We start from the raw sequence: 26,690 nt of genomic DNA, 5'->3' as shown, positions 1-26,690 counted from the left end.
CCAGCCGGTGCAGCCGGTGGCCGCCCAGGCCAACGCCTCGCCGGGCCAGGAGCGGATCGAACTGGCCCGCGCCTACCTGGACCTGGGCGATGAAAGCAGCGCCCGCCAGTTGCTCGGCGAGGTGCTGATCAACGGCGACCACGCCGCCCGCCAGCAGGCCGCGCGCCTGCTGCGCGAGATCGAGGCGGCCAGCTGAGGCGCGTTGGCTAAGCGAGAAGGCAGAGCAGTCCAGCTATGGCGGTAGAACAACACGGTTCCGACCTCGCCCCGGGCGCCGCGCCCGTGCGCCGCTTCGCTTTGGGCGTGGAATACGACGGCAGCGAATTTTCCGGTTGGCAGCGGCTGTTCCGCCCCGGCGAGCCGGACCTGCGCGGCGAGCCCACCGTCCAGGCCGCGCTGGAAGAGGCCCTGAGCTTCGTCGCCGGCCAGCGCATCGACGTCACCTGCGCCGGCCGTACCGACGCCGGCGTGCATGCCTCGTGCCAGGTCGTGCATTTCGACGGGCCGGCCGCGCGCGAGCCGCGCGGCTGGGTGCTGGGCACCACCTCGCGCCTGCCGCTGTCGGTGTGCGTGCGCTGGTGCGTGCCGGTGGCGGCGGATTTCCACGCCCGATTCTCGGCGCGGGCGCGCCGCTACCGCTATCGGATCCTGAACCGGCCGGTGCGGCCGGCGCTGGAACGCCAGTACCTGAGCTGGGAACGGCGGCCGCTGGACGCCGACGCGATGAACCGGGCGGCCCAGGCCCTGCTGGGGGAAAACGACTTCTCCGCGTTCCGCACCGTGCACTGCCAGGCGCCGCACGCGCGCCGCGATCTGCAGTACATCCGGGTGCGCCGGGACGGGGATATTGTGGAGATGGAAGTGCAGGCGAATGCCTTTCTTCACCACATGGTGCGCAACATTGTCGGAAGCTTGCTGCCGGTCGGCCGCGGCGACCAGCCCGAGGGCTGGATCGCCGAGTTGCTGGCCGGGCGCGACCGGACCGTGGCAGGGCCGACCGCGCCGTCGGCGGGCCTGGTGTTCGTGGGCCCGCGCTATCCAGCCGAGTGTCAATTGCCCGCCGAGGTCAGCCTTTGAATCCCCGCACTTTGTTCCGCACCCGCATCAAGTTCTGTGGTTTCACCCGCCCCGGCGACGTGCGCCTGGCCTGCGAGCTGGGCGCCGACGCGATCGGCTTCGTGTTCGCCGCCGGCAGCTCGCGCCGGGTCGCCGCCGAGGAAGCCCGCGCCATGCGCCAGGCGCTGGCGCCGCTGGTCGACGCGGTGGCCCTGTTCAGCGACAACCCGGTCGACGAGGTGCGCGAAGTCGTGCGCCAGGTCCGGCCCAGCCTGCTGCAGTTCCACGGCAACGAAGACGACGCGTTCTGCCGCGGCTTCGGCGTGCCGTACCTGAAAGCGATCCCGATGGGCGGCGAACTCGCCGACCAGCACCCCTCGGCCCTGCACATGCGCTACCCCGGCGCCGCCGGTTTCCTGTTCGACAGCCACGCCAAGGGCGGCAGCGGCGGCAGCGGCAAGACCTTCGACTGGAAGCGCATTCCGGTCGGCGTGCAAAAACCCTTCGTGCTGGCCGGCGGGATCACCCCGGACAATGTGTTCGAAGCGATCCTGGCGACCTTGCCCTGGGGCGTGGACGTATCCAGCGGGATCGAAAGCGCGCCCGGGTTGAAGGACGGCGACAAGATGCGTCAGTTCGTCGAGGAAGTGCGGCGCGCGGATTGCCACGTCGAGTGAATCCGCGCTCGCCGCTCAGCGCACCACCGCGATCGCGTCGACTTCGACCAACACGCCTTCCTTGACGAAGCGGCTGACTTCCACCGCGGTGCTGGCCGGCGGGCGGCGTGCGTCGATGCGCTTGTCGCGCGCCGCGCGCAGCGCCTTGATCTGGTTCATGTCGGTGACGTAGATGGTGAGCTTGACCACGTCGGCGAACGAAGCGCCGGCGGCGTTCAAGGCGGTGTCGAGGTTGGCGAACACCTGTTCGGCCTGGGCGCCGACGTCGTTGCCGCCGACCAGTTCGCCCTTGGCGTTCACCGCGATCTGTCCGGACACATAGACCGTGCGTCCGGCCGCGACCGACACCGCATGCGAATAGCCGTTCGGCGCGACCAGGGTGTCGGGATTGGCGAAGCGCGTCGCCGCGTCGGTGTTCGCCGCCGGCGCGGCTTGCGCATCGCGCGCGAACGCGGCGGTCGGCAGGCCGAGCGCGAGCGCGGCGCATAAGGCGTAGCGGAGCGATGTAGCGATCATGCGGGTTTCCTCGGGTGGTTCGATGAAGGACGGTTCATGCGTTAGAGCGATGACGCTAGCGCAGTCGCGCCCGCGCGGCGGCAACCGCGGTCGCAGCTCCGCATCGCGCTAGCGCTCGGACACCGCGCGTTCGCGCGCGGCCGGCGCCGCGCGCGCCGACACGATCAGCGACACCGCCGCCGCCAGCGCGACTACCGCACCGCCGGCGACGGCATAGGCGTGGGCGATACCGGCGCCGGCGACGATCGGCTGAGTCAGCACCGGCGAGAAGAACTGACCGAGAAACACGCTGCACACCAGCAGCCCGACCGCCTTGCCCTTGACCGGCGCCGGCACGATCGACAGCAGCCAGGCGTTGAAGTTGGGCACGTTCATGCCGAGCCCCAATCCGATCAGCACCAGCGCGGCGCAGGCCTGCGGATAATCCGTGGCCAGCCCGAGCGCGATCAGCCCGCCGCCGCTCAAGCCGAAACCGAGCGCGAGAATGCGCGCGTGGCGCAAGCGCTGGCCGACCCAGCGATAAGTCAGCGACGACGCGCCCCAGGCCAGACCGACCACCGCCAGCAACAAACCCACGCGCACGCTGCTGGAATTCTCGAAGCCGCGCAGGTGGAACGGCAGATACACCGGGACCATGAAGTAAGCGACCATGTTGATGAAGCCCATCGCGCAGATCAGCGCGAAGGCCAGGCCGGTGTCGGCGCCCAGGCGCAAGCGCGGCGAGGCCGCATCGGCGACCGGCGCGCGCGTCGGCTCGGGTTCGCGCACCAGCCAGAGCACGCCGGGCAGGATCGCGAACGCGATCAGATAGATCAGAAACGGCCAGCGCCAGTGGAACGAGGCCAGCACGCCGCCGAGAAACACGAACAGGATGTTGCCCAGGGCCATGAACAAGGACTGCCGGCCCATCGCGCCGCCGAGTTTGGCCCGTTGCGCGTAGTCGGCGATCAAGGTGGTGGCGCAGGCCATGATCGCGGCGATCGACCAGCCCAGCGCGAAGCGGCTCAGCAACAGCAGGTGCAGCGATTCGATGAAGAACCCGGACGCGCCGGCGACGCCGTACAGCGCCAGCGCGGCGATCAGGATCGGCTTGCGCCCCCAGCGGTCGATGGCCCAGCCGGTGAACAACGCCGAGATCGCCGCGGCCAAGGCCGGCAGGGTCAGCGCGACCTTGACCAGATACGCGCTGTGCGGCTCGGCAGCGTAAGCCACCGTCATCTGCGGCAGCGACGCGGCGATGACGGTGGTGCCGATGATGGTGATGGTGCTCGCCGACATCAGGGTGAGGTCGCGCAATGTGCTGCGTACGTCCATGGAGCTCTCGGTTTGGGGCGGGTGCGGGCGGCGCGGTGCCTGCACGACGATCCGATCGGCGCCGATCGGATCGTCGATGGCGGCAAGTCGGGCGATCAGCCCGTAGCCGCGAGCTGCAACTGGCCGCGCGGCAGGAAGCCGACCACCAGTTCGGCCAGACGCTCGGGCATTTCGAACTGGATCGCATGCGGCGCGTCGACGTAGACGATTTCCGGCGCCGGGCCGCGCACTTGCTGCTTGAGCAGCGCGGCGACGCCGTCGTTGTCGACCAGCCGGTCCTGGCGGCCGAACACCGCCAGCAGCGGGATATCGCCGAGTTCCGACAGCACGCCCGCGCGCGAACGGTTGGCCAGTTCGTTCCACACCGCCACCGTGCCCTGCGAAACGCGGCGTAGACGCAGTTCGTCGTCGGCGACGTAACGCTGCCAGTCCGGATCGCTGGTGAAATCGGCGATCTGCAACGGCACCGGCACGAACGCGCGGTCGATCGGCGGATGGGTGCCGAGTTCTTCGACCACTTCGGCCACGGCCTGCATCGACAAGCGCAGCACATCGCCGTAGCGCTCGTTGAAGACGAAGCCCGGCGCGATCAGGACCAGGCTGGAAATCAGCGCCTCGCCGGCGAGGTGCGCGGCGACGATCGAAGCGATCTGGCCGCCGAAGCACCAGCCGGCCAGATGCACGCGGCGGTGCGAGGCCGACAGCGCGCGCAGCAACGAGGCCACGTCTTCGATTTCGCGTTCCTGCGAGAGCAGATGGCCGCGCCCCTGGGTGTTGAGGCCGGAACCGCGCCGGTCCAGGGCGACGAAGGCCAGATCGGGGTGTGCGACCACGGCCTGCGCCAGCGGCGCTTGCCAGGCCGAATGGCTGATGCCGCCGTGCAGGATCACCACCAGATCATCGGCGTTGGTGTCGCCCCATTGGCGGTAGTGCGAGACGTAGCCGTCGGACTGAGTATGGGTGCGAACGTTTGCGTCGGGTTGCGTGGTTTGCGCGCTCATGAGGATTGTCTCGATGAAGTGATTGAGGGAAGGGTGGGCCGGCGACGGTCAGCCGTCGCTGAAGTCGGCGGCGAATTCGGCCGCGGCCCAGGCGTCGATTTCGACCCGGTACTCGGGCGCGGCCAGCGCCGAGACGTACAGCAGCGTCGTGCACGGCCGGTGTTCGCCGAGCCAGGCGCCGAACACCGCGCGCCGCCGCGTCGCATCGATATCGCCGACCAGATACAAGGTGAGCTTGACCAGATCGCCGACGCCCATGCCGGCGGCGTCCAGGTTCAGGCGCAGATTCTCCAGCGCGACTTCGATTTGTTCGATCGGATCGGCCGGCACGCTGTCGTCGCCGCGGCGGCCGATCTGGCCGGACAGCACCAGCCAGCGCGCGTTGGCGGCGATTTCGATCTGATGCGAATACGCCGCGATCGGGGCATGCACTTTCTTGGGATTGCGGATATGCATCGGTGTCTCCGTGGCGGTATGGGTTCAGGCGTCGCTGCGCAGGCCGGCCAAGGCCTCGGTCACGGCGTCGCCGCGTTCGAGCGCGGGCGCGCCGTCGTCCGCCGCCATTCGGGTCAGCACCGCGGCGTACAAGCCGGCGATGGTTTCCAGCGCGGACTGCGGAATCTCGCGTGCGTCGGCGTTGAGGGTCAGGATCAGGCGCTGCTGGCCGAGGTCGTAGCCGGCGTTGGCGAGCAGGGCGAAATGGGTGTGCTCGAACCAGCGCACCTCCTGCAATGCCTGTCCCGATCCCGCGCCGTCGGCGGCGATCTCGCCGTAAGCGTCGAAACGGGTGTAATTGAAGGCGGTCTGGGCGATCCATTCGCGGCCGTGATCGCGGGCGATGTCCGCCAGCGGGTAACGCCGGCCGGGCAGCAGGCGCTGCTCGGTGGCGAAGCAGGCGGCGACCGCTTCGCGCCACGAACCCGAGGCGAGGTTCTGCCGGAACGGAATGAAGTTGAGGAACATGCCGATCAGCTGTTCGCTGTCTTCTTCCTCCGGCCGGCCGCCGGCGAATACGCAGGTGGTCGCATCGGGCTGGTCCTGCAAGTGCGCGATCACCGCCAGATGCGCGGCCAGCAAGACCTGCTTCAGGCCGGCGCCCGCGCGCGAGGCCAGATCTCTCAGCGCCGCTTGCAGGGCCGGTTCCAGGCTGAGCTTGGTCTCGCTCCAGCGCGCGGCCGGCTCAGTGCCGGCGAAGCGGGGGAACGGCGCGAACGCGCTGTCGCGCAGTTCCTCGCGCCACAGCGAGCGGGCCGCATCCGAGTTGCGGCTTTCGCGTTCGATGGCGACGTAATCGCGGTAAGTCAGCGCCGGAACCGTCGTCGCGGCCGGACGGGTTTGCCGGTTCAATGCCGCGCTGTAATCGCGCACGAATTCGGCGATCAGGCGTGACAGGCTCCAGCCGTCGATGATCGCGTGATGGAAACTCAGGCTCAGGGTAAAAGCGCCGGCGTCGTGGCGATGCGCGTGGAAACGCATCGGCGTCGGCTGCAACCAATCGAAGCCTTGGGCCTTTTCCTGTTCGAACCATTCGCCGAACGCGGCGTCCCGCGCCGCCTCGGGCAGGGCTTCCAGGTCGGTCGTTTCCAGCGCCACCGGCACGTGGGCGTGCACGCGTTGCAGCGGCTCGGGCGCGGCGTCGAGTTCGAAACTGGTGCGCAGCGTTTCGTGGGTATCGAGCAAGCGTTGCAGGCTGCCGCGCAGCAGCTCGATATCCAGCGGTAGCGCGAAGCGGTACGCGAATACGTCGTGATAACGCGCCTGCGCCGGCTCGGCGTCGTGATGGCGGATCATGTCCAACTGCATCGCGGTGGCCGGATAAGCGGCGAGGATGTCGGCGCCGAAGCTTTCTCGGGCGCGGCCGGCCAGCTCGAACGCTGCGATGCGCGCCGATTCGCGGACCGGGGCCGAACCGCCGGTTTGCGCGGCGGCCAGATTCGCCGCCAGTTCGCGCACGCTCGCGCAGGCGAACAGCGTTTGCAGCGACAAGGGAACGCCCTGGCGCTTGAGCCGGGCGACGACGCGGATGGCGTTGATCGAGTTGAGCCCGAGTTCCAGATAGCGCTCATCCAGGCCGACCTGCTTGACGCCGATGGCCAGCGCGAGGATGTCGCTCAACTGTTGCTGCAGCGCGAGTTCGTGCGCGCTCGCGGCCACCGGTGCGGGCGTGGCCGTGTCGGCGGTTCCGGTCAACACCGAAGCGGCGTGGAACCACGCATCCAGATACGCGGCGACCGTCTCGGCCGCGACCCGCGCGGCGTCGAAGTTCACCGCCAGTCCCAGGCTCGCGTCGAAGGGATTGCGATGGGCGTGGATCACCATCGCGAAGTTGGTCTGTTCGAAGTAGTGCGCGCCGACGATGCGCACCGATTCGCGCTCGTGCTCCTCGCGGTAAACGCGGAAGTCGGTGTAGTTGAACACGTTGTCGAACAGGGCCTCGCGCTGGCTGACGCGCAGTAGTTCGACCAGCGGATAGCGGCGGTGGGCGAGGATCTCCTGTTCCTGGGCGAACACATGGCGCAGCAGCGCGCCGGCATCGTCGGGGTCGCGGTGCAGGGCCAAGGGCAGGGTATTGAGGAACAGACCGGCGACGTCTTCGGCGCCGGCCAGCTCCGGGCGGCCGTTGACGACCAGTCCGGTGGTCGCGACACCTTCGCCGCGCAGTGCGTCCACCTGGGCGATGGCGCGCAAGTGCACCGCCAGTAGAGCGGTCTTCAACGGCACGCCGATGGTCTCGGCCAATCCTTGCAAGGCCAGGGCCAGCGCGGTCGGCAGGCGACGTTCGCTCGATTGCGGCCGCGCGGGCCGATTGTCGGCGGCGATGGAGGTATTCGCTCCGATCTGCGTGGCCTGCTCCAGCCAATACGCCGATTGCCTGGGATCGTCGATCGCGGCGCGTTCCAGGGCGAGGTAAGCGCTGTAGGGAACGCGCTCGGACACCGTCGGCGCCTCGCGCCCATCGAGCAGGGCCGCGTAGGTTCGGCGTATTTGCTCGACCACCAAGGCCACGCTCCAACCGTCCAGCACGATGTGATGGAACGCGAGGGTCAGGCTCAGGCGCTGTTCGCCGCGCAGATGAATCTGGAACCGCACCGGCGGCGCAGCTTCCAGATCGAACTCGCGGCGCTTTTCCTGCTCGGTCCATTCGGCGATGGCCGCGTCCTGTTCGGCCTGCGTCAGCGCGGTTAGATCGGCGACGCCGACCTGCGGCTCGCGCGACGCCAGGATCAACTGCAAGGGCTCGCTGTAGCTGGCCAGATCGAACAGCGAGCGCAGCTGCGGCCGTTGCGCCGTCACCCGCCGCAGCGCTTCGCTCAGCACCGCCGCATCGGCCGGACCGCTGAAGTCGTAGCTGAAGATGTCGTGGTACACCGGCGAATCCGGGTGCAGCACCGAGTGATAAATCATGCCCGACTGCAGCAGGCTCAACGGCCAGGCGTCTTCGATGCCGGCCGGCAACAACGGCCGGTCCTCGGCCGCGACCAGCGCCAGCGGCGCGGGCAGATCGGCCGGACCGGCGGCTTCGGCGGCGCGCAGGTGGCGGGCGAGTTCGCGCACGCTCGGATGCGCGAACAACTCGCGCACTTCCACCGCGTAACCCAACTCGCGCAGGCGCGCGACGATGCGGATGCTGAGGATCGAGTCGCCGCCGAGCTGGAAGAAATTGCTGTCGATCCCGATCCGGTCGTTGCCCAGCACCTCCGACCAGATCCGGGTCAGGGCGATTTCCGCCGCGGTGGTAGGAGGCGTCGGCTCATGGCCGGCTGGCGACGCCGCGCCCGCCAGCGGATCGGGCAAAGCCTTGCGGTCGAGCTTGCCGTTGGCGCTGGTCGGAATCGCTTCGATCGCGACGAACAGCTGCGGAATCATGAAGTCGGGCAGTTGCTTGCGCATCAACGCAGCGGCGCCGGCCGAATCGAACGGCGCGCTGGCGTCCTCGGCCACTACATAGGCCACCAGCATGCGATTGGCTCCGGCCTCGTGCACCAGCACCGCGGCCTCGCGCACGCTCGGCAGGGCGCGGGTCACCGCTTCGATCTCGCCCAGTTCGATGCGGAACCCGCGCAGCTTGACCTGATTGTCGATGCGTCCGAGGTATTCGATCTGGCCGTCGCTGCGATAACGCGCCAGATCGCCGGTGCGGTACAGGCGCGCGCCGGCGGCGTCGGAGTACGGATCGCCGATGAAGGCGCGCTCGGTGAGATCGTCGCGCTCGTGATAGCCCTCGGCCAATTGCACGCCGCCGATGCACAGCTCGCCGGGCACGCCGATGGGTTGCAGGGCCAGATGGCGGTCGACGATATACAGCGTGGTGTTGGCGACCGGCTTGCCGATCGGCACGATCCGTCCCGGATAGTCGAGCGAGCACGGCCAGTAGGACACGTCGATGGCCGCTTCGGTCGGTCCGTACAGATTGTGCAGCTCGCACGGCAGCTCACGCAGGAACTGCTCGACCGTGCCGTAAGCCAGCGCCTCGCCGCTGCAGAACACCCGGCGCACGCTGGCGCAGTGGGCGGCCAGTTCGTCCTCTTCCAGGAACACGTTGAGCATCGACGGCACGAAGTGCAGGGTGGTGATGGCGCGCTCGCGGATAAAGCGTTTGAGGTAATCGGTATCGCGATGGCCGCCCGGCGCGGCCAGGACGATGCGCGCGCCGAACATCAGCGGCCAGAAGAATTCCCACACCGAGACGTCGAAACTGAAGGGCGTCTTCTGCAGGATGCGGTCGTCGCCGCCGAGCCGGTACGCCTGCTGCATCCAGTACAGGCGGTTGAACAGCGCGCCGTGGCGGTTGATCACGCCCTTGGGCCGGCCGGTGGAGCCGGAGGTGTAGATCATGTAGGCGCGCGAGTCCGCCGACAGCGTGCGCGCCAGCGGTTGCTCGCTGGCGTCGTCGGCGGACAAGTCGTCCAGGGTCAGCGCGTTCGCGCCCAGTTCGGCCAGCGCCGGCAGGTGCCTGGGCTGGGTCAGCACCAAGGGCACGCGCGAGTTTTCGATCATGTAGCGCACCCGATCGGCCGGATAGTCCGGGTCGATCGGCACATAGGCCAGGCCGGCCTTCATGATCGACACCAGCGCCACCACCATCTCGATCGAGCGCTCCATGTACACGCCGACGAAGCCCGAGCCGCCCTCGGCGCGGCCTTGCAACTGGCGGGCCACGCGGTTGCAGGTGCGGTCCAGTTCGGCGTAAGTGAGCGAGCGGTCCTCGAACTCGACCGCGATGGCATCGGGCGCGCGCGCGGCCTGGGCCTCGAACCACGACAGCACGTCGCCCGCGGGGTAGTCGACGCGGGTGTCGTTGAACGATTCCAGGATGCGCAGACGTTCCGGGTCCGGCAGGATAGTCACGCGTTCGATCTCGACGTCGATATCCTGGGCGAGTTGGTCGAGCAGGTGCAGGTAGTGGCTCAGCAGGCGTTCGATGGTGTCCGCATCGAACAGCTCGGTATTGAACTCGGTCTCGAACTCGATAAAGCCTTCGTGCTCGATCGCATACAGCAGCAGATCGAACTTGGCCGCCGAGCGGCCGACCCGGTAGTGGCGGCTGACGATATCGGCGCCCAGGTTGAGCATGCGCCGGCTGCCGAGCGCGGTCATCATGGTCTGGAACACCGGGTTGTGGCTGGGGTCGCGGCTCAGCGCGAGGCGTTCCAATACCTTCGGATACGGCGCGTCCTGGTGCTCGAACAGGCCGATCGCGGCTTCGCCGGTGCGTAGCAGCAGGTCGCGAAAGCTCTGACCCGGGGCGAAATCGAAATTCAGCGCGGCGGTGTTGACGAAGCAGCCGACCAGGGCGAGCTGATCGACATCGTCGCGATTGAGCACGGTGGTGCCGATGCGGATCCGCTCTTGCGCACAGTAGCGGTGCAGCAAGGTCGCGTAAGCGGCCAGCAGCACGTTGAACTGGGTGCTGCCGCATTCGCGCTGGGCGCGGTCGGTCAAAGCCGCGATCCGTTCGCGCGCGATCCGCACCGACCTCACCTCGCCGCGGAAACCCTGCCGCGCCGGGCGCGGGCGATCGGTCGGCAAGCGCAGCAACTCCGGACCTTCGGCGAGGCTGCGCTTCCAGTAATCGAGCTTGTCGTCGAACTCGCCGCGCTCGAACGCGTCGCGTTGCTGGCGCACGTAATCGCCGTAGCGCAGTTCCAGTTCCGGCAGTTGCGCCGGCCGCTTGAACCGGCTCAACGACAGATAATGCTTGCTCAGTTCGTCGAGGATCAGACCCAGGCTCCAGCCGTCGACGATGATGTGGTGGGCGGTCAGGCCCAGGACCCAGGCGCTGTCGCCGACCCGCGCCAGCACCGCGCGCAGCAACGGCCCTTCGCGCAGGTCGAATGGTTGCCGGCCGGCCGCGTCGATCAGCGCTTGCGCGGCCTGTTCGGGCTCGGCGTCGCTGCGCAGATCCGGCGTTTCCAGGGTCACGCGCGCGTCCTCGTGGACGATCGCGCGCAGCTGCCCGTCGACTTCGGCGAAGCGGGTGCGCAAGGTGTCGTGGCGCAGCACCACCAGCCGCAGCGCTTCGCGCAGGTGCTCGACTTCCAGCGCGCCGTCGATGCGGAACGCCAGCGACTCGTTATAAGCCGGACTTTCCCGGTCGGACATTTGATCGAGCAGCCACAGGCTTTCCTGGGTGTAAGACAGCGGCTGGTTGCGCGCGGCGGGTTCCGGCGCGACGACGGGCGCGTCGGCGGCGTTGGCGGAGGCGGTGGGTTCGAAAGTATCCAGCGTGTTCATCATGGGGGACCTCTGCGCGGATGCATGGCATCGCGGACGTAAAAGGGCGCAGCCGGGGCGCAGGCATGGCGCTCCCGCGGCGGCGGATCGGTAGTGGGCGCGAATCTGGCAAGCGCGGCGCGCAGCGCAGCCGCGCACCGACACGAACGAGCGCGCGCATCGGCCGCCGGGACGATAGGTCGGCGGCGGTGCGTGCGGGTTCGGATCGGCGCGCGGCGTTGGCCTCTAGTGCGCGGCCGCCGGCGTTCGCAGCGAGATCGCCGAGACGATCGCGTCGATGCGGCGCAGCCGGAACAGTTCCTGCGGCGTCAGCACGATGCGCTGCTTCTTGGCCTTGGCGATCATCAACAGGCCGGTCATCGAATCGCCGCCGAGTTCGAAGAAATCGTCCTCCACGCCGACCGATTCCACCCCGAGCATGTCCGACCACAGACCGGCCAGGGTGCGTTCCATGTCGTTGCTGGCGCGGTCGCCGGCGCTGGCGCCGGTCAAGGCGATGCTCGGCAGGCGTTGCAGCGCGGCCTTGTCGAGCTTGGCGTGCGCGGTCAGCGGGAAGCGTTCGACCAGTTTGAACTGCGCCGGGATCATGTAGTCGGGCAGGTGCGCGGCCAGTTGCGTGCGCAACTCGCGCAGCTCCAGCGACTGCGACGAGGTTTCCAGATACGCGGTCAAGCGCACCGCGCCGGTGCTGGCGGATTTCTCCGCGATCACCGCGGCGTCGCCGACCGAGGGGATGCGCCGCAGCCTGGATTCGATTTCGCCCAGTTCGACCCGATAGCCCTGGATCTTGATCTGATCGTCGATGCGGCCGACGAATTCGAAACTGCCGTCGGCGTGTTCGCGGACCAGGTCGCCGGTGCGGTAGAGCCGGTCGTAGGGCGCGTCGAGCTCGGGGCGGACCACGAACTTGCTCGCGGTCATCTCCGGGCGGCCGAGGTAGCCGCGGGCGAGCGCGACGCCGCCCAGATGCAGCTCGCCGACTTCGCCGACGGCGACCGGCCGATCCTTGGAATCGAGCACGCAGGCGACGACGTTGTCGATGACGTGGCCGATCGGCACGTAGTCGCGGCGGTCGTCGCTGCGGCAGGTCCAGGTCAGCACCTGGATCGAAGCCTCGGTCGGCCCATACAGGTTATGCAGCGGTAGGTCGAAGCGGTCCAGCACCGCGGCTTCCAGTTCGCGCGACAAGGCTTCGCCGCCGCAGAACAGATGGCGCAGGCTCGCGTTGCCGGCGAACTCGGCTTGCTCGATCACGTGCCGCAGCATCGACGGCACCAGTTGCAAGGTGGTGATGCGCAGCGCGCGCACGGCCGCGGCCAGGTAGGCCGGATCGCGGTGCCCGTCGGGCTCGGCCATGACCACCGCGCCGCCGCTGATCAAGGGCAGGAACAATTCCCACACCGAGGCGTCGAAGGTGTACGGGGTTTTTTGCAGCAGCCGGTCTTGCGCAGTGAAGCTATAAGCCTGGACCATCCAGTGCAGGATGTTGGCGATGCCGGCGTGTTCGATCATCACGCCCTTGGGATCGCCGGTGGTGCCGGAGGTGTAGAGCACATACATCAGATCGCTGGCGGCGGCTTCGATGGCGGGGGCGTGGTCGGGAAAACGCACCCAGCTCTCATCGCGTTCGTCCACGCCGATGCGCGGTATCGCGTCGGGACCGACATGCACATCGTCGTGGCCGTCGCCGGACTCGGCGCCGCCTTGCAGATCGTCGGGGAACCGCGCATCGCCGGCGGTCCGCACCGTCAGCAGTTTGGCCTTGGCTTCGCGCAGGATGAAATCGCGCCGGGCCGCGGGCGCGCGGGTGTCGATCGGCACGTAAGCCGCGCCGGCCTTGAGAATGCCGAGCAGGGCGACGGCGAGTTCGAGCGAACGTTCCATCTGCACCGCGACCAGATCGCCGCGGGCCACGCCGGCGGCGATCAAGCGATGAGCGAAACGGTTGGAGCGGGTTTCCAGTTCGCGATAGTTCAGACATCCCGCGGCCGATTCCACCGCCACTGCATCGGGCGTGAGCGCGGCCTGGCGCGAGATCGAGCGGTGAACGCAGCGGTCCGCGTCGGGTTCTGGTGCGATGAGCGAAGCATGGGGCAGGGAAGGGGTTGGCAAACGCCTGATTCCAAGGCTCATAAAGGCTTCCTTTCACTTCGTGGGGAATGCTCGGTCGTGCTGCGGCCGGCGAGCGATGCGCGTGGTGCGCATCGTCGAAATGGGCCGGTCTTGAAGAAGGACGATCGCGCGTGCGGCGTTGCCGCGATCGGCGCCGACGATTCATCGGCGTTGACGGCGATCATCCTAATCAACTGTTTCAGTTCGTCGTTGCGAATGCTTCATGAGAATAAATGTGCAGAGTCGCTCTCTATTTCATAAGCGCGCATCGATTGCGCCGTAAGTGAGTTAATCGTTGTTTTCCGCGCGTATTGGCCGAATTCGATGCGTGACTGACATCACTGCGATTAGCGCGATGCGATCATGCGCGCGCATGGGTTTGTCGATGTCATCGTTGGTTTTACTTTTTTCCGGCAACGATGCGGCCGCTCGGTTTTCATGTCTTGCGCGAAAACCAATTCCCGGTGGCGGAGCATTCGGCAACGATGCGGCGTTCGCGCGCGTCGTCGATCCGTGGCGCGGGTCGATGCGTCGCGATGATGCCGGTCACGTCGACTCGGCGACGGCGGTCCGAAGCGCGTAGCGGCGATGAACGCCGCGCGCGGTCGAACCGCGTCGCTGGCTGCGTCGGCGTCGATTCGCGTCGCGCGATTGTTTGCATCTGGCGGCGTTTGGCTCGCGCGGGTTCGCGACGACCGCCGCGGCGGTGGCCGGGCGAGCTGCGAGTCCGGGCTGCGAAAAGGATCGGGCGCCGATCCCCCGGGCTTTGCCGAACCGGGCCCGAAACGGCTAGGGCGTCCCATTCCGTGCCCGGCCCACCCGTACGGTTGTCGCCGCGATGCCCTAAACTCCACCTACCGCCGCACCGCGCGCGGCCCCCTCGCAACCAACGCCCAGCCGATGTCCGCCGAACCGAACGCTCCCGTCCAGCCCATCGATTTCCACGCCTACCCCGACGCCAACGGCCATTTCGGCCGCTACGGCGGCCGCTTCGTCGCCGAGACCCTGATCGCGCCGATCGAAGAACTGGCCAAGGCCTACGACGCGGCCCGGGTGGATCCGGCGTTCATCGCCGAATTCGAGCGCGATCTGGCCCATTACGTCGGCCGGCCCAGCCCGATCTATCACGCGCAGCGGCTGAGCGACGAAGTCGGCGGCGCGCGCATCCTGCTCAAGCGCGAAGACCTCAACCACACCGGCGCGCACAAGATCAACAACACCATCGGCCAGGCGCTGCTGGCCAGCCGCATGGGCAAGACCCGGATCATCGCCGAGACCGGCGCCGGCCAGCACGGCGTGGCCAGCGCCACCGTGGCCGCGCGCCTGGGCCTGGAGTGCGTGGTCTACATGGGCGCGACCGACATCGAGCGGCAGAAGATCAACGTCTACCGGATGAAGCTGCTCGGCGCGACCGTGGTGCCGGTGACCAGCGGTTCGCAGACGCTCAAGGACGCGCTCAACGAAGCCATGCGCGACTGGGTCACCAACGTGCGCGACACCTTCTACATCATCGGCACCGTCGCCGGCCCCGATCCGTACCCGCGCATGGTCCGCGACTTCAACGCCGTGGTCGGACGCGAGGCGCGGGCGCAGATGCTGGCCGAATACGGCCGCCTGCCCGACGCGATCACCGCCTGCGTCGGCGGCGGCAGCAACGCCATCGGCCTGTTCCACGCGTTCTTGAACGACGCCTCGGTGCGCATCGTCGGCGCCGAAGCGGCCGGCGACGGCATCGACAGCGGCCGCCATGCGGCCTCGCTCGCGGCCGGCCGCCCGGGCGTGCTGCACGGCAACCGCACCTACGTGTTGTGCGACGACGACGGCCAGATCATCGAAACCCATTCGGTCTCGGCCGGATTGGATTACCCCGGCGTCGGCCCGGAGCACGCGTTCCTGAAAGACACCGGCCGCGCCGAGTACGTCGGCGTCACCGACGAAGAAGCGCTCGACGCGTTCCGCACCCTGGCGCGCACCGAAGGCATTCTGGCCGCGCTGGAATCCAGCCACGCCATCGCCCAGGCGATCAAGCTGGCACGGACGATGCCGAAGGATCAGGTGGTGCTGTGCAACCTGTCCGGCCGCGGCGACAAGGACGTGCATACCATCGCCGGCCGCGAAGGGCTGCATTTTTGAGCAAGGAGTGAGCGTGGAGGAGTGAGGAGTGAGAGAAAGGCAATCAGTCTCTCGCTCTGGGGCTCTCCACGCCGCTTTTGATTCCGCTCACTCCTCACTCCTCCACGCTCACTTCTCTCCCACCCGCATGAACCGCATCGACGCCAAGTTCCAACAACTGCAAGCCGCCAAGCGCAAGGCGCTGATCCCGTTCCTGACCGCCGCCGGCCGCGAAGGGCTGCATTTTTGAGCAAGGAGTGAGCGTGGAGGAGTGAGGAGTGAGAGAAGGCAATCAGTCTCTCGCTCTGGGGTTCTCCACGCCGCTTTTGATTCCGCTCACTCCTCACTCCTCCACGCTCACTTCTCTCCCGCCCGCATGAACCGCATCGACGCCAAGTTCCAACAACTGCAAGCCGCCAAGCGCAAGGCGCTGATCCCGTTCCTGACCGCCGGCGACCCGTCGCTGGAAGCGACCGTGCCGGCGATGCACGCCCTGGTCGAGGCCGGCGCCGACGTGATCGAACTCGGCGTGCCGTTCTCCGACCCGATGGCCGACGGCCCGACCATCCAGCGCAGCTCCGAGCGCGCGATCGCGCGCGGCGCCGGCCTGGGCTGGGTGCTGCAGGCGGTGCGCGAATTCCGCGGCCGCGACGGCGACACCCCGGTGGTGCTGATGGGCTATCTCAATCCGATCGAAATCCGCGGCGCCGAGCGTTTCGCCAGCGACGCGGTCGCCGCCGGCGTCGACGGGGTGCTGCTGGTGGATCTGCCGCCGGAAGAAGCCGCCGAACTGCGCGCGGCGTTCGCCGCGACCGGCCTGGCGCTGATCCTGCTGGCCTCGCCGACCACCACCGACGAGCGCATCGCGCTGCTGTGCGACGACGCCCAGGGCTATCTGTACTACGTCAGCTTCGCCGGCGTGACTGGCGCCGACCGGCTCGATGCCGGCGCCGCCAACGACCGCCTGCACGGCATCCGCCAGCGCGCCAAGGTGCCGGTGGTGGCCGGTTTCGGCATCAAGGACGCCGCCAGCGCGGCGGCCATGGCGCGCGAGGCCGAAGGGGTGGTGGTGGGCAGCGCCCTGGTCGCGGCATTGGCCGAGACTGGCAGCGCCGAGGCCGCCGCCCAGGCCGCGCGCACGTTTCTGGCACCGCTGAGACAGGCCCTCGACCACACCGGCTGAGCCGGCCAACCCCGCGGCGCCGGTGCCGCGCCGACCTGAACGGGGCGGCGGGAGGCCCGGCCCGCTGCGCTAGACTCCCTCGTCGGACCGGTGCCGCCCACGCGAGCGTCATCGCACCGTTCCATCATCGTCAGCCAGAACAGGAAGATTTCAACGCATGTCGTGGCTCAAGAAACTCATGCCGTCGGGTATTCGCACCGAATCGTCGGCGGCCAAGCGGCGCAGCGTGCCCGAGGGGCTGTGGGAAAAGTGCGAGCGCTGTGGCGCCGTGCTGTACCGCCCCGAGCTCGAGGAGAACCTCGAGGTGTGCCCCAAGTGCAGCTTCCACATGCCGATCCGCGGCCGGGTGCGCCTGATGGCGCTGCTCGACCCGGGCAGCACCACCGAGATCGGCGCCGGCCTGGGCCCGACCGACGTGCTCAAGTTCAAGGACCAGAAGAAGTACGCCGAGCGGATCAAGGCCGCGCAGAAAGCCACCGGCGAGCGCGACGCGATGATCACCTTGCGCGGCACGCTCAAGCAGCGCCCGCTGGTCGCGGCCTCGTTCGACTTCGCCTTCATGGGCGGCTCGATGGGTTCGGTGGTCGGCGAACGCTTCACCCTGGGCGCGGAAACCGCGCTGCAGATCGGCAGCCCGTTCGTGTGCTTCACCGCCAGCGGCGGCGCGCGCATGCAGGAAAGCCTGTTCTCGCTGATGCAGATGGCCAAGACCTCGGCCGCGCTCGGCCGCCTGCGCGCGGCGGGCCTGCCGTACATCTCGGTGATGACCCATCCCACCACCGGCGGCGTGTCGGCCTCGTTCGCGATGCTCGGCGACATCAACATGGCAGAACCCGAAGCGCTGATCGGCTTCGCCGGCCCGCGCGTGATCGAGCAGACCGTGCGCGAGAAACTGCCGGAAGGCTTCCAGCGCAGCGAGTTCCTGGTCGAACACGGCGCGGTCGATCAGATCTGCGACCGTCGCGAAATGCGCGACCGCCTCTCGCACCTGCTGGCGATGATGATGAAGCAGCCGCAGCCCGAGGACGACGTCGAAGCGGCTTGAGGCCGCCTCGACGGGACGGGGAATGGGGAAGCGCGAATCGTGAAAGCGCAGGCGGGCGGATCGACGATTCGCCGGCCGGCCGCGCGTTCGCGCAGCCTTCATCGCCGACTCCCCACGCTCCGCCCCCAGCCCCAAACCGTGACCCCGGAAGCGCTAAGCGGCCGCGTTCAGCCCTGCGCCATCGACGCCGCCGCCGCTTACGGCAAACTTCGCGCCGCGGCGCTCCCCCGATGGCGTTGAACCACGCCGAGCCGCGACGTTCCGATATCCCATTCCCGATTTCCCATTCCCGGCCCCAATACACATGACTCGCAAATATTTCGGTACCGACGGCATCCGCGGACGCGTGGGCGAAGGCGTGATTTCCGCCGATTTCGTGCTGCGCCTGGGCAATGCCTACGGCCATGCGCTGACCCGGCGCGGTTGGCGCAACCCGATGGTCATCATCGGCAAGGACACCCGCATCTCCAACTACATGTTCGAGGCCGCGCTGGAGGCCGGACTGGTCGCCGCCGGCGTGGACGTGCAATTGATGGGGCCGATGCCGACGCCCGCGGTCGCTCACCTGACCCGTTCGCTGCGCGCCGACGGCGGCATCGTGATCTCGGCCTCGCACAACCCGCATTACGACAACGGCATCAAGTTCTTTTCGGCCGAAGGCGAGAAGCTCGACGACGACACCGAACTGGCGATCGAAGCCGCGCTGGAACAGCCGTTCCGCACGGTCGAATCCGAGCGCCTGGGCAAGGCCATCCGCACCCGCGACGCCATCGGCCGCTACCTGGAAGCCTGCAAGGGCTCGGTGCCGCGCGGCTTCGACCTCAGCGGCATGCGCATCGCGCTGGACTGCGCCAACGGCGCGACCTACCAGGTCGGGCCGCTGGTGCTGCGCGAACTGGGCGCGCGGGTCGACGCCATCGGCGCCGATCCCAACGGTTTGAACATCAACGACGGCGTCGGCTCGACCCATCCGCAGACTTTGGTCGAGCGGGTCAAGAGCACCGGCGCGGACCTGGGCATCGCCTTCGACGGCGACGGCGACCGGGTGATGTTCGTCGACCACGAAGGCGTGGTTTGCGACGGCGACGATCTGCTCTACATCCTGGCCACCGATTGGCAGCAAAGCGGGCGCCTGAAGGGCCCGGTGGTCGGAACGCTGATGACCAACTACGGCCTGGAGCGCGCGTTCGAACAGCGCGGCCTGGGTTTCATCCGCGCCAAGGTCGGCGACCGTTACGTGCACCAGCAATTGATCGCCAACGACGGCGTGCTCGGCGGCGAAGCCTCCGGTCATCTGCTGTGCCTGGACCGCACCAGCACCGGCGACGGCATCGTCAGCGCCTTGCAGGTGCTGGAAGTGCTGAGCCGTCGCGGCGTGTCGCTGCGGCAGGCGCTGCAGGGCCTGAGCCGGGTGCCGCAGAAGACCATCAACGTGCGCTACGAAGGCCAGTCCAAGCCGACCGAAGCGGCGTCGGTGAAGGATGCGCTGAAGCAGGCCGAAGCCGCGGTCGCCGGCCGTGGGCGCGCGTTCCTGCGTCCGTCGGGCACCGAGCCGGTGGTGCGGGTTACCGTGGAAGCCGACGATGCGACGCTGATGCAGACCACGCTGGATGCGTTGGCTGGCGCGGTGCGCGCGGCGGTGTGATTCGGTCGCCGTAGCGTTGAGCGTGAATCGACGAAGGCCGCGCAAGCGGCCTTCGTCGTATCCGCGCTCCGTATCCATGCGATCCCCCCATCCAACGCATGCAGTTCCCCCCTTTGAAAAAGGGGGGCTAGGGGGGATTTGCTTTTCCTCTCCAATCGCCGCGAAAGCAAAGCAAAAGCAAATCCCCCGGCGCAGCCAAATCGCCGAGCAACCCGCTCTTCGCAAGCGCCAGCCCCCTTTTGCAAAGGGGGCGAATTTCCAAGCCCGCGTCGATCCCTCATAACACCGCGCCAGCAGTTCCCCCCTTTGAAAAAGGGGGGCTAGGGGGGATTTGCTTTTGCTTTCCAATCGCCGCGAAAGCAAAGCAAAAAGCGAATCCCCCGGCGCAGTCGAATCGCTGAGAAACCCGCCCTTCGCAAGCGCCAGCCCCCTTTTGCAAAGGGGGCGAATTTCAAAGGATGCGAATTTGCTTGGCCGCGCGTCGCGACTCAGCGCTGCTGAAACCGCGTCAACATCTCCCACGACTGACTCACCGCCGCCGGATCGACCTTGGCCTTCGGCAACGGCCGATAGTTGCCATCCATCACCGTCGCCGCACCGTAGTTGTCGAACAAATACGTCAACTCGCCCTGGCGAATCCCGCGCTGCGACCAACTCTCCACCAACAACGGCCGCCGCGCCTGAGCCGGGCCGAACAAATCACGGCCGGTGCTGTAATCGGCGGTGTCGTTGGCGCAGCCCAGCGCGTGCTTCATCACCGTCGGCACGAAATCCTCGTGCGAGGTCGCATGGGCGAACTTCTGCGCCGGCTTGCCCGGCCAATGCAGCACGAACGGCGTGCGCAACTGGTAGTCGGAGAAGTTGCCGTTGTGGCCCCAGTAGTTCTGCTTGAGGTCGTTGAACTCCTCGCCGTGATCGCCGGTGATCAACACCACCGTGTTGTCGGCGAATTCGCTGGCCTGCAACGCCTCCAGGAACTTGCCGATCAGCGAATCGGCGTAGTGCACGGCGGTGCGGTAACGGTTGTAGTCCGGCAACGGGTCGTGATCGGGGCCGAATTCGAGCGGATTGATCGACTCCGACATCGGCTGGAACAGCGGCGGATAGCCCTTGGGCAGGTAATAGGGCTGATGCGGCGAATCCATGAACACGAAGCCGAAGAAACGCTTGTCCTTGGGCGTGGCGGCGATGTCGCGCTGCAGGTCCTGCAGGATAGCCATGTCGCGTTCGGCGCTCTTGCGTTCGCGCGGGCCGTTGACGATGTGTTCGCGCACTTCCGAGAACGCGGTGCGGTCGAATTCCGGGCTGTACAACGGCGCGCTGCCATAGATGTGCATGCCGTAGCCGTCTTTCTTCATCTGCCCGATCAGCGCCGAGCCGCGCTGTTCGGCCAGCATCGGATGCCAGTAGCCGCCCGGCAGCCCGTACAGCAGGCCGAACACGCCGAAGCGGGTGGCGTTGCCGGAGCTGTAGTGGTTGTCGTACTGCTGCGATTGCTGGGCGAAACGCCAGGTGTTGGGCATCACCTGCGCGGTCAGCGCGTCGTGGCGCAGCGATTCGAGCAGGATCACCACCACGTTGAGCTTGGGCGCGGACTGGCAGTCCAGCGGGCGGCGCGGGTAGTTCAGCAAGCCCTCGCCGACGCCGGGCAGGCTGGCGGACGCGTCGCTCTCCACGCCGAAGCGCTGCAGCGAATCTTTCAGCGTGATCGGCTGCGCCCACGGGATATAGGGCAGCTGCGACATCACCGTGCGGTCGCCGCGGGCGTCGGAGTAGGCCACCATCGCCTGGCCGAACAGCATCACCGCCAGCGCCACCCACCAGGCCTTGACGATCTTGTTCAGCCCCGGCCGCCGGTCCAGCGCGCGCCACCACAGCCAGGCCAGGCCGATTTCCAGCGCCAGCACGCTGGCCACCGCCAACGCGATCAGGCCCCAGACCGTACCGGAGAAGACCACCTGGTCCTGCATGGCGCCGCCGAACACCATGTTGGCGACCATCGCGTTGAGGTGGAACCGGTACAGCGCGAACACCTTGGCGTCGGTCACCAGCAAGCAGATCCAGGCCGCCTGCAGGATCACCGCCGACACCGTCATCCAGCGCATGCGCCGGCCGATCCGGCCCAGCAGCAGCGGAATCAGGCCGAGCAGGGCGCCGAAGAAGACGAAATGCCCGGGCAGGGCCAGGGTCAGGAAGATCGCGCCCTTCCAGTGCTCGGCCAAGTGGGCGAAGGGGATGTTGAGCGCGGCGATGGCGATGGCGATCGCGGCGTTGCTCAGGGTGAAGCCGGTCAGCCAAGCCAGGGCGCGGCGCGCAGAAAAAGCGGTGCGGGCGGCGAGGTCGTCCATGCGCGAAGGTCTCGGCGAAGAAGGGTGCAGCCGGCGCGCGGCGCCGGGTCGGGGGCGCGACTTTAACGTGTAACACCGGCGTGCAACACCGCCGGACGGCGGGTTCGGCGCCGCGGACCCGCCGCGTTCAGCCTGGCGGCGCGGCGTTCATCCGCCCGGCCGTGCCGGGATGGGGCGAAAGCGTGCCAAACGCGGCCAAGTTGCGCGCCAACGCCGGCTTTGAGCGAAGATAGCCGCCTATTCGGAAGAGACATTAGGCAGGAACTCAACGTGAGTCAGATTCCCACCCTCGACATCCGCCGTTTCGACACCGACCGCGAAGCCTTCGTCGCCGAGCTCGGCGCGGCCTACCGCGAATGGGGCTTCGCCGGCATTCGCGGCCACGGCATCTCGGCCGAGCAGATCGATCAGTCCTACGATCTGTTCAAGCGCTTCTTCGCGCTGCCCGATGAGGTCAAGCGCAAGTACCACGTGGCCGGCGGCGGCGGCGCGCGCGGCTACACCCCGTTCGGGGTGGAGACGGCCAAGGGCGCCAAGCACTTCGATCTGAAGGAGTTCTGGCACGTCGGCCGCGAGATCCCGCGCGATTCCAAGTACGCCGGCGACATGCCGCCGAACCTGTGGCCGCAGGAAATCCCCGAGTTCCGCGAACAGGCCTACGGCCTGTACCAGGCGCTCGACAACCTCGGCTCGCGCGTGCTCAGCGCGCTGGCGCTGCACATCGGCCTGCCGGAGCAGTATTTCGCCGACAAGACCGACTCGGGCAATTCGATCCTGCGCCCGATCCACTACCCGCCGATCACCGCCGACGACATCCCCAACGAGCGCGCCGGCGCGCACGAGGACATCAACCTGATCACCTTGCTGGTCGGCGCCAGCTCGGAAGGTCTGGAAGTGAAGTCGCGCAAGGGCGACTGGGTGCCGTTCACCGCCGACGCCGACACCATCGTGGTCAACATCGGCGACATGCTCCAGCGCCTGACCAATCATGTGTACCCCTCGACCACCCACCGCGTGGTCAACCCGCCCGGCGAGAAGGCGCGTCAGCCGCGTTATTCGACCCCGTTCTTCCTGCATCCGAACCCGGACTTTTTGATCGACGTGCTGCCCTCGACGATCAGTGCGGACAATCCCAGCCGGTATCCGGAGCCGATCACGGCGCAGGGGTATCTGGAAGAGCGGTTGCGCGAGATCAAGCTCAAGTAAGTTCGAGGCCCTCGGCCCGTCATCCCCGCGAAGGCGGGGATCCAGGGCTTTATCGCGACAGGGCTCTGAAGTCTCTGGATGTTCGGCTCCGCCGAAGCAAAGCGAAGCCCGCCTTCGCGGGAATAGCGGTGGGGGCGGTTGCCAGAGATGTAACCGACCGGCGTTCGAAACCTCAGCGCACAAAAAAAGCCCGCCATCCGGCGGGCTTTTTTCTTAATGCCTTCGAGCTCGGCACCGATTCGGATTCCGTTCTTCCCATCGCGAATCCCGAATCGCGTATTCCGACCTCATCAGCACCCAATCGCCGTACACAACGCCACGATATTGTCGTCGTTGAACCGCGCACCCACCCAAGCGGTGCCGAAGGCGCCGATATGCGGGCCGCTGACCACGCTGTTGACCTGATTGCCGGCGTTCGAGTTCGGCGTGTAGTTGATCAACCACGCGCCGCCGCTGGCGCCGTAGGTCATGTCGCAACCCTGGACGACGACGTTGGTGCCTTCCGACGGCGAGTCGTAGGTCTGGCCGGCGCAGATGTTGGTGTACTGCGTGCTCAGGTTGCTCGCGTAGCCGTGCGAGTAGGTGTACAGCGAGTACGGCTGGTTCCAGGCGCGGCCGAGCCAGCCGACGTAGCTGGTCACCGGGATGCCGGTGGTCTGCTCGCCGGTCAGCTTGATCACCGCCACGTCCCAGCGACGGGTGCCCTGGCTGATCCAGTTGGTCGGCACCCGCGCAGTGCTCCAGCCGAACTTGCCGTACGGCGCTTCGCCGTAACGCTCGGCCGGCACGAACAGGAAGTTGGAGTTCCAGCCCGAGCCGAAGGTGTAGACGCAGTGCGCGGCGGTGGTCAGCACCGCGGTGCCGCTGGAGACCTGGGCGGTGCAGTACGAGCCGCTGCCGTCGGGCTTGGTGAAGTACAGCTTGCCGATCTTGTTCCACGGCGAAGCCTTCCACTGGGTGGTGTAGTAGTTGCCGAGGAAGCGGGTATAGGCGTAGTGGGCGCCGTCCTTCTCGCTGCCCAGGGCCGAGACCGGGGCGGCCGGCTGGCGCGCATCCAGCGCGTCGAGCTTGTCCCAGGTGGCGCGGAAGTGATTGCGCGCGAGGTAGTTGGCGAACGCCGGCGCGTTGCCGCCGGCCGAGGTCGCGGCCGGGCCCATCGGCCTGGCGACGGCGTCGGCCTGGATCGCCGCGGCGGCCTTGGCGTCGGACTCGGCCCACACCAGCGGCTTGACCGCGGCGCGCTGGCGCGCGGTCGCGAACGGCTGGGCGGCGCTCTTGGCGCTGAGCGCCTTGGGCGCGTCGATCGAGGCGACATCGCCGTAGGGCGTGCGGGTGACGCGGGTTTCGCCGGCCGCGGCCAGGGTGGCGGCGGACAGCAGGACCAGGCCGCCGAGCGCGGCGAGTTTGCGGGACAGGCGGATCGGGGGATTGAGATGCGACTTCATGATGTTGGAGCTCCTTGAGGTATCGCTTTCCATGGGCGATTGACGGATCGGCGTATGGATTCCGGGACGCGCCTGGATCCGGGCGGCGCGGCCGGTGCTGCGGCCTTGGATCGCCGGGGCCGCTTGTTGCAGGCAAGCGTTTCCCCATCCCGCGCCGCGGTTGGCGGCGCAAGCGATCGTTCGGTTGTGATTCGCCCGGTGCGGGGCGGCTACCCCCAGGAAACGCGGGTGCAATCGGGCTCAGGACAGGGCGGGGGCGATAAATCCGCCGTCGCCACGGTCGCGCGGAGCGCCGCCGGAGCCGCTCCGATGCGCCGCAAAGCCAGGCGCGGCAAGGGTTTGCGCGGATTCGCGGGGCTCAGGGTCGGAGTGGGGAATGTTTCATACGCGATACGCGCCGGGGCGCCGAAACCCGGCCTTGCCGATGGCAGGCGGTGGGCTCAGGCCCCGCAATGGCTAGATTCAGGCCCCGCGTACCGCCACGCCGGCCTCGCTCAGGGCCTCGCGCCACGCCGCAACCTTCATCTGCGGCCGCTGCGAGGCGTTGGCCGGGCTGGTCGAGGGCAGCCGCAGCAGCCGCAGGTCCGGCCGCGCCAGCGGCTTGAGCACGAAGCGGCGGAAGCTCTGTTCGGCCTTGGCGCCGTTGAACAGCAGCGTGCGCACCCGCGGGTGGCGGGCCAGGAACCCGGCGAAATCGTTGGCCACCGCGGTGTCGTCGCGGATCGCCGCGTCCAGGCTGCCTTCGCGCTCGCACTGGGCGAGCACGTCCCACAGCGCGATCCCGGCCGCGCGCAGGGCCTGCAAGCGCTGCTCATAGTCCAACTCCGGCCCGGCCCCGATCAGCTCGCCCATGATCGGCCAGAACCGGTTCTGCGGATGCGCGTAATAGCGCGCGGCGGCCAGCGACGCCGCGCCGGGCATGCTGCCCAGGATCAGCACCCGCGCCTGCGGCGATTCGATCGGGGCGAAGCTGTGCAGCACGGCGGAGGCGGGCGATGGGCTCATGGTCTGGTTATGGGGATCGCAGCGGGCCGGTCAAAGTGGCGCGCGCCGCGCGGTTTTGTCCGGCCGGCGGGGCGGCCGCGGTCGCCCGCATGCCGTTCAGCAGGTAGACTGCGCCGTCTTCGCAGCAAGGGAGTGGCCATGCGCCGCAGGATCGTCGCCGGAAACTGGAAACTGCACGGCAGTCGCGGATTCGCGTTCGCGCTGCTCGACGAAGTCGCGGCGCACACGCCGCCGGCCGGCGTGGAGCGGGTGATCCTGCCGCCGCTGCCGTACCTGGGCGAGTTGGTCGAACACTACGCCGAGCGCGGTCTGGCGTTCGGCGCGCAGGACGTGAGCAGCAACGAGAAGGGCGCCTACACCGGCGAAGTCTCCGCGGCGATGCTCAAGGAAGTCGGCGCGGTCTACGGTCTGGTCGGCCATTCCGAACGGCGCCAGTACCACGCCGAAAGCAGCGAACTGGTCGCGCACAAGTTCGCCGCGGCCAAGGCCGCCGGCCTGGTGCCGATCCTGTGCGTGGGCGAAACCCTGGCCGAACGCGAGGACGGCAAGACCCAGTGGCGCTTGCAGGAACAGCTCGCGCCGGTGCTGGAACGGGTCGGCGTGCTCGGCCTGGAAGGCGCCATCGTCGCCTACGAGCCGGTCTGGGCGATCGGCACCGGCCGCACCGCGACGCCGGAGCAGGCTCAGGAGGTCCACGCATTCATCCGTAGCGAAATCGCTGCGCACGATGCTAGAATTGCTGGCTCGCTTCCGATTCTTTACGGCGGAAGCGTCAAAGCCGACAACGCCGCCGCGCTGTTTTCCCAGCCCGACGTCGATGGCGGACTGGTCGGCGGCGCCTCTCTGGTCGCGGCCGACTTCAACGCCATCGCAGTCGCGGCGGCGCCCTGATCGCGAGAACCGGCGAACCCTGCCCGTCCGATGCGGTCGTAACAAGCTCTCCTTAGCGAAGAATCCCCAACGATGCTGTTGTTCCTCAACGTCATCTATGTGTTGATCGCGATCGCCATGGTCGCGCTGATCCTGATGCAACGCGGCGCAGGCGCGCAGGCGGGCTCGGGTTTCGGCGGCGGCGCTTCGGCCACCGTGTTCGGCGCTCGCGGCTCCTCCAACTTCCTGTCCAAGGCCACCAAGTGGCTGGCGATCGCGTTCTTCGCGATCAGCCTGTTCATGGCCTGGCAGGCCAGCCGTACCTCGGCGGTGCAAACCGGCAAGCCCGATCTGGGTCTGCTCGGCGGCGCCACCACCCAGCAACCGGCGCAGCCGGCCGCTCCGGCGGCGACCACGCCG

19 protein-coding genes are annotated in these 26,690 nt (G+C 68.0%); 10 read left to right on the top strand and 9 right to left on the bottom strand.

Annotated elements, in window-relative coordinates; translation table 11 throughout:
- The 3 genes from V7787_RS45350 to V7787_RS45340 all read left to right on the top strand — a co-directional run.
- The coding region (locus V7787_RS45350) for a FimV/HubP family polar landmark protein (RefSeq protein WP_336094279.1) at positions 1–196 on the top strand (196 nt) is incomplete at its 5' end.
- Positions 197–234: 38 nt separating this feature from the next.
- Positions 235–1,077 carry a tRNA pseudouridine(38-40) synthase TruA gene (gene truA, locus V7787_RS45345; protein WP_336094277.1) on the top strand — a complete coding sequence of 281 codons (843 nt, stop codon included), beginning with the start codon at positions 235–237 and terminating at the stop codon, positions 1,075–1,077.
- The gene (locus tag V7787_RS45340; RefSeq protein WP_336094275.1) at positions 1,074–1,733 is read left to right on the top strand and encodes a phosphoribosylanthranilate isomerase; all 660 of its coding nucleotides are present in this window, start codon (positions 1,074–1,076) and stop codon (positions 1,731–1,733) included. Before truA ends, V7787_RS45340 begins: the two co-directional genes overlap by 4 nt.
- Positions 1,734–1,748: 15 nt before the next feature.
- On the opposite strand, the gene V7787_RS45335 is transcribed toward V7787_RS45340, so the two are convergent.
- The 6 genes from V7787_RS45335 to V7787_RS45310 form a co-directional block, all read right to left on the bottom strand.
- Entirely contained in the window at positions 1,749–2,249 is a 501-nt protein-coding gene (locus tag V7787_RS45335; RefSeq protein ID WP_336094274.1) for a RidA family protein, read from the bottom strand.
- Positions 2,250–2,357: 108 nt separating this feature from the next.
- Entirely contained in the window at positions 2,358–3,563 is a 1,206-nt protein-coding gene (locus V7787_RS45330; protein ID WP_336094272.1) for an MFS transporter, read from the bottom strand.
- Between the two features lie 95 nt (positions 3,564–3,658).
- Entirely contained in the window at positions 3,659–4,564 is a 906-nt protein-coding gene (locus tag V7787_RS45325) for an alpha/beta fold hydrolase (RefSeq protein ID WP_336094271.1), read from the bottom strand.
- A gap of 48 nt (positions 4,565–4,612) precedes the next feature.
- Positions 4,613–5,020 carry a RidA family protein gene (locus tag V7787_RS45320; RefSeq protein ID WP_336094269.1) on the bottom strand — a complete coding sequence of 136 codons (408 nt, stop codon included), beginning with the start codon at positions 5,018–5,020 and terminating at the stop codon, positions 4,613–4,615.
- Positions 5,021–5,044: 24 nt separating this feature from the next.
- Positions 5,045–11,302, bottom strand: coding sequence for an amino acid adenylation domain-containing protein (locus V7787_RS45315; RefSeq protein ID WP_336094268.1), 6,258 nt, complete (start codon positions 11,300–11,302; stop codon positions 5,045–5,047).
- Between the two features lie 222 nt (positions 11,303–11,524).
- Positions 11,525–13,432 (bottom strand): non-ribosomal peptide synthetase, encoded by a 1,908-nt coding sequence (locus V7787_RS45310; protein WP_336094267.1) that lies wholly within the window; start codon positions 13,430–13,432, stop codon positions 11,525–11,527.
- An 879-nt stretch (positions 13,433–14,311) separates the two neighbouring features.
- Between V7787_RS45310 and trpB the strand changes: the two genes are divergently transcribed.
- The 4 genes from trpB to glmM all read left to right on the top strand — a co-directional run bounded on the left by trpB (position 14,312) and on the right by glmM (position 19,396).
- Positions 14,312–15,544: a tryptophan synthase subunit beta gene (gene trpB, locus V7787_RS45305; protein WP_336094266.1), complete on the top strand. Its 1,233-nt coding sequence runs from the start codon at positions 14,312–14,314 to the stop codon at positions 15,542–15,544.
- A 355-nt stretch (positions 15,545–15,899) separates the two neighbouring features.
- Positions 15,900–16,706: a tryptophan synthase subunit alpha gene (gene trpA / locus V7787_RS45300; RefSeq protein WP_336094265.1), complete on the top strand. Its 807-nt coding sequence runs from the start codon at positions 15,900–15,902 to the stop codon at positions 16,704–16,706.
- 157 nt (positions 16,707–16,863) lie between these two features.
- Positions 16,864–17,751: an acetyl-CoA carboxylase, carboxyltransferase subunit beta gene (gene accD, locus V7787_RS45295; protein ID WP_336094264.1), complete on the top strand. Its 888-nt coding sequence runs from the start codon at positions 16,864–16,866 to the stop codon at positions 17,749–17,751.
- A gap of 304 nt (positions 17,752–18,055) precedes the next feature.
- Positions 18,056–19,396, top strand: a complete 1,341-nt coding sequence (gene glmM, locus V7787_RS45290; RefSeq protein ID WP_336094263.1) for a phosphoglucosamine mutase — start codon at positions 18,056–18,058, stop codon at positions 19,394–19,396.
- A 488-nt stretch (positions 19,397–19,884) separates the two neighbouring features.
- Here the strand turns inward: glmM and V7787_RS45285 are convergent, their stop codons facing one another.
- Positions 19,885–21,744 (bottom strand): DUF3413 domain-containing protein, encoded by a 1,860-nt coding sequence (locus V7787_RS45285; RefSeq protein WP_336094262.1) that lies wholly within the window; start codon positions 21,742–21,744, stop codon positions 19,885–19,887.
- A 270-nt stretch (positions 21,745–22,014) separates the two neighbouring features.
- Between V7787_RS45285 and V7787_RS45280 the strand changes: the two genes are divergently transcribed.
- Positions 22,015–22,950, top strand: a complete 936-nt coding sequence (locus V7787_RS45280; protein ID WP_336094261.1) for an isopenicillin N synthase family dioxygenase — start codon at positions 22,015–22,017, stop codon at positions 22,948–22,950.
- A 290-nt stretch (positions 22,951–23,240) separates the two neighbouring features.
- On the opposite strand, the gene V7787_RS45275 is transcribed toward V7787_RS45280, so the two are convergent.
- Positions 23,241–24,395, bottom strand: coding sequence for a trypsin-like serine peptidase (locus V7787_RS45275; RefSeq protein ID WP_336094260.1), 1,155 nt, complete (start codon positions 24,393–24,395; stop codon positions 23,241–23,243).
- Positions 24,396–24,857: 462 nt separating this feature from the next.
- On the bottom strand, positions 24,858–25,400 hold the full coding sequence (locus V7787_RS45270; RefSeq protein ID WP_336094259.1) for a DNA-deoxyinosine glycosylase: 543 nt from the start codon (positions 25,398–25,400) through the stop codon (positions 24,858–24,860).
- Positions 25,401–25,538: 138 nt separating this feature from the next.
- Here V7787_RS45270 and tpiA point away from each other — a divergent pair, with 138 nt between their 5' ends.
- Positions 25,539–26,291 (top strand): triose-phosphate isomerase, encoded by a 753-nt coding sequence (tpiA, locus tag V7787_RS45265; RefSeq protein WP_336094258.1) that lies wholly within the window; start codon positions 25,539–25,541, stop codon positions 26,289–26,291.
- A gap of 72 nt (positions 26,292–26,363) precedes the next feature.
- Positions 26,364–26,690 (top strand): preprotein translocase subunit SecG (secG, locus tag V7787_RS45260; protein WP_336094257.1); only part of this gene is annotated, 327 nt, incomplete at its 3' end.

It is taken from the genome of Pseudomonas sp. CGJS7 (genome assembly GCF_036961695.1).
The sequence above is the reverse complement of the archived record's forward strand: the minus strand, read 5'-3'. Positions and strand labels throughout refer to the sequence as shown.